The sequence below is a fragment of the Bacillus cereus group sp. N21 genome (assembly GCF_016483395.1).
Classification (GTDB): Bacteria; Bacillota; Bacilli; order Bacillales; family Bacillaceae_G; genus Bacillus_A; species Bacillus_A pseudomycoides.
Genome location: NZ_JAEHBX010000260.1, coordinates 1 through 391, shown reverse-complemented (window position 1 = coordinate 391; position 391 = coordinate 1). Strand labels below are relative to the sequence as shown.

The following is a 391-nucleotide window of genomic DNA, read 5'->3' as shown; positions in this document are numbered from 1 at the left end:
CAGCTCCTCTCAAATTTCCTACGCCCACGACGGATAGGGACCGAACTGTCTCACGACGTTCTGAACCCAGCTCGCGTACCGCTTTAATGGGCGAACAGCCCAACCCTTGGGACCGACTACAGCCCCAGGATGCGATGAGCCGACATCGAGGTGCCAAACCTCCCCGTCGATGTGGACTCTTGGGGGAGATAAGCCTGTTATCCCCGGGGTAGCTTTTATCCGTTGAGCGATGGCCCTTCCATGCGGAACCACCGGATCACTAAGCCCGACTTTCGTCCCTGCTCGACTTGTAGGTCTCGCAGTCAAGCTCCCTTATGCCTTTGCACTCTACGAATGATTTCCAACCATTCTGAGGGAACCTTTGGGCGCCTCCGTTACACTTTAGGAGGCG

At 56.5% G+C, this 391-nt stretch carries 1 rRNA gene; it reads right to left on the bottom strand.

Annotated elements, in window-relative coordinates:
• Positions 1-391: ribosomal RNA gene (locus JDS96_RS30765) — 23S ribosomal RNA — on the bottom strand; the annotation flags it as partial.